Source organism: Alkalibacterium sp. m-11 (assembly GCF_054658155.1).
Genome location: NZ_BAAGIR010000194.1, coordinates 1 through 2,948 on the forward strand (window position 1 = coordinate 1; position 2,948 = coordinate 2,948).

At 42.7% G+C, this 2,948-nt stretch carries 4 protein-coding genes; 2 read left to right on the forward strand and 2 right to left on the reverse strand.

The window, feature by feature from the left end; all coding sequences use genetic code 11:
- A partial coding sequence (locus ACYQ2O_RS11485; protein WP_459771501.1) for a zinc ribbon domain-containing protein occupies positions 1–211 on the forward strand: 211 nt, incomplete at its 5' end.
- A gap of 233 nt (positions 212–444) precedes the next feature.
- On the opposite strand, the gene ACYQ2O_RS11490 is transcribed toward ACYQ2O_RS11485, so the two are convergent.
- Together ACYQ2O_RS11490 and ACYQ2O_RS11495 are read right to left on the reverse strand one after the other, a co-directional pair.
- Entirely contained in the window at positions 445–927 is a 483-nt protein-coding gene (locus ACYQ2O_RS11490) for a YtxH domain-containing protein (RefSeq protein ID WP_346023967.1), read from the reverse strand.
- A 35-nt stretch (positions 928–962) separates the two neighbouring features.
- Positions 963–1,361 carry a DUF948 domain-containing protein gene (locus ACYQ2O_RS11495; RefSeq protein WP_091482283.1) on the reverse strand — a complete coding sequence of 133 codons (399 nt, stop codon included), beginning with the start codon at positions 1,359–1,361 and terminating at the stop codon, positions 963–965.
- Between the two features lie 167 nt (positions 1,362–1,528).
- Between ACYQ2O_RS11495 and ACYQ2O_RS11500 the strand changes: the two genes are divergently transcribed.
- Entirely contained in the window at positions 1,529–2,431 is a 903-nt protein-coding gene (locus ACYQ2O_RS11500; RefSeq protein WP_346023968.1) for a mechanosensitive ion channel family protein, read from the forward strand.
- Positions 2,432–2,948 lie beyond the last annotated feature (517 nt).

The window sequence follows — 2,948 nt, forward strand, 5'->3', positions numbered from 1 at the left end:
CGTCCGCCAATTAGAATATAAATCCAAGCAAAAAGGACGGACACTTATCAAAGCAGACCGATTCTATCCGTCTAGTCAGGTTTGTTCGAGTTGCGGACACCGAGACGGCAAGAAGCCGCTCAATATCAGGGAGTGGGACTGCCCGAATTGCGGGGAATACCTTGACAGAGATATCAATGCCAGCAAGAACCTCTTGGCGTTGGCCAAGTAAAAGAAAATCAATGAGGCAGGGACTGCCTTTTGAGCCTACCCCTATCCGATTCCACTGTCTGTATGAAGTCTGTGCAGACAAGAATGAAGTTCGTAGGAAGCCCCCACTTCAAAATCCAAAGGATTTAAGTGGTGGGTAGTTCACTCACACGGAATATGTATAAAAAGGATGCGAACAGTACGCATCCTTTTATAGTTTAATTTTAAGAGAAATCTGATCTGTGCCCGCTCCAATTAAGGTTTGGTCGTGTCAGTGTCTGACAGATCTTTTCCTTCTTCAATGCCTTCCTCAATTGTTTCCTGAGCATCTTCGGCCGCATCTTTCGTAATTTCTACGTCGCGTTCTGTCCCTTCTTTGAGAGCGTCTTTGACACCTTCAGCTGTTTCTTTTGCTTCCTGCTTGATTTTATCGAGATTTTTTTCAGTTTCGTCCATATTCGAGCCAACCTGATTGGACAGCTGGTCATAAGTGACCGAAGCATTTTTCAGATATTCTGATCCGGCTTCTTCTACTGTATCTTTCAGATCCGATCCTTTTTCTTTAGCAAGAGACATATACTCTTTAGCCTGCTGTTTCGTTCTGTCAGCTTGATCAGCAATATTTCCACGCATTTCTTTACCTGATTTAGGTGCGAGCAGGAGTGCGGTCAAGCCTGCTACAGCTGCCCCGACGAATGTTCCCAGTACAAAACTCTCAGTATTTGAATGTTTTTTCATGCTGAATATTCTCTCCTTGTTTTTTATTATCGTGCTTACCCTCTGACTTTACTGCCAACTTTTTTGGCGATTCCGACCGTTGCACCTTTTTTTGATGCGCTGGCTAGATGTGAAGTCAGATTTCTTGTTGATTCGTTCAGGCTTGATACTGATTCACCTAAGTCACCAACAGCCTGGAACAATGGATCAGTCATGCCTAGTTTGCCATTCACGTCATCTAAAGTCGTATTGGATTTATTGAGAAGCCCTTCGACTTCAATAAGTAAATGATCCGCGTCTTTAGTGATCGTGCTCAGGCTCTTGTTCGCTTCTTCGATCGTCGTATTCAGTTCTGAAACAATGCCTGCCACTTTAAATAGTACAAAACATAAGCCCAGAACTAAAACTGCAAAAGCACCTGCCGCAATTAATGCAGCTATTTCTCCACCTGTCATATTAATCCCTCTTTCTTCTATTCTGTATAGACTTAGATTACCATTATCCAGCTGATTATTGCAAACAAGAAGGTCCTGAAGCCCCCTCAATTAACAAAATTGAAGTATTTAAAAAAACTGGTAGAATAATAGGTACACTAAGACTCTCTGAAAGGATCGAATCAATTATGTATTTTGCTGGGACTAACGGAACTGAAAATCAGGAAGGACCTACAACTCCCGAAGAAGGAATAAACTTCTTTATTGAATACTGGAATGACATTGACTGGGAAGGAATTTTTTCTTCAATTATATTATTCCTCATGCAGCTTATTCTGACTCTGATTATTTTCTTCATTCTAAAAAAGGTCGGTAATTATGCAATCGAGCTGGTTTTCAAGCGATATATGAAAGAAGAGCAGACTTTACCTAATCGTCTGAACACATTGTATACATTGAGTAAAAACAGTTTTCATGCCATCATCTATTTCTTCCTCGTCTATACAATACTTGAACTCATGGGTGTACCAGTCGGCACATTAGTAGCCAGTGCCGGGGTCGTCGGTCTGGCACTTTCACTCGGTGCTCAGGGATTTGTATCAGATATAGTCAATGGCTTCATGATCCTGCTGGAAAAACAGCTGGACGTTGGTGATGTCGTCGAACTGAGCGGTATATTGGGAACCGTTGAAGATGTCAACCTTAAAACAACCAAAGTCAGAGATTTCGACGGAACTACGCATTTCATCCCTAACCGATCGATCACAGTTATCAGCAACCGGTCGCGGGCGGATATGCGTGTCATGCTGCATGTCAGACTCTTTCCTGAAACAGATCTAAACAAAGTCAGATCAGTTTTGGAACAGGTTAACCGGGAATGGATTCCCCGACGTGAGGAGATCACTATCGAGCCGACAGAAATTGCCTTTGTCCCCATTGGCGCAGGCCAGATTGCCGCTCAGGTTATCATGTACACCAAGTCCGGTACTGAATTTGCTATGCGTAACCTCTTCTACGAGAAATACGTCGATGCTTTAAGGGAAGCAGGTATTGAACTGCCTAAAGTCAATTTGGATATTCAGGCGCCATAATCAGAAATATAAAAGGTGAGCACTCTTGCCGGTCAGACAGGTTCAATCCCGTCTGACTGGCTTTTATTTTGTTAAATAGATTCAATTATCTTTATTTACACGAAGCGCTCTGCGATTCGTTTCCTTATTGAAAAGAAATTCTTTACTCTCTTCTTCGGTATTCTGATAGATGTTGATTGAATAAATCGGCAGTCAGCTGGTAAAAGAGTTACGTTTTAAGATCACACTCCTATGGGTCACGTTCTGTCACTTTCTGCTTTCTCTCAGCCTACTTGAGCTCTCCTTAGTGCAGTTTCTGCTGAACCGAAGGGGGGAAACTTACCGTTAGAACTAAACTAATTTCAGTTCAGGCAGAGTGATCGAATAGAAGTCTTCGCTAAACCTCTTATAGGTGAACTACCCACCACTTAAATCCTCCGGATTTTGAAGTGGGGGCTTCCTACGAACTCCATTCTTGTCTGCACAGGTTTCATGCAGACAGAGGAATCGGATATGGGTAGGCTCAAAAGGCAGTCCC

Coding starts and splice junctions, on each gene's coding strand:
- ACYQ2O_RS11490 (WP_346023967.1), bottom strand. CDS start 927: ATGAAAAAACATTCAAATACTGAGAGTTTTGTACTGGGAACATTCGTC.
- ACYQ2O_RS11495 (WP_091482283.1), bottom strand. CDS start 1,361: ATGACAGGTGGAGAAATAGCTGCATTAATTGCGGCAGGTGCTTTTGCA.
- ACYQ2O_RS11500 (WP_346023968.1), top strand. CDS start 1,529: ATGTATTTTGCTGGGACTAACGGAACTGAAAATCAGGAAGGACCTACA.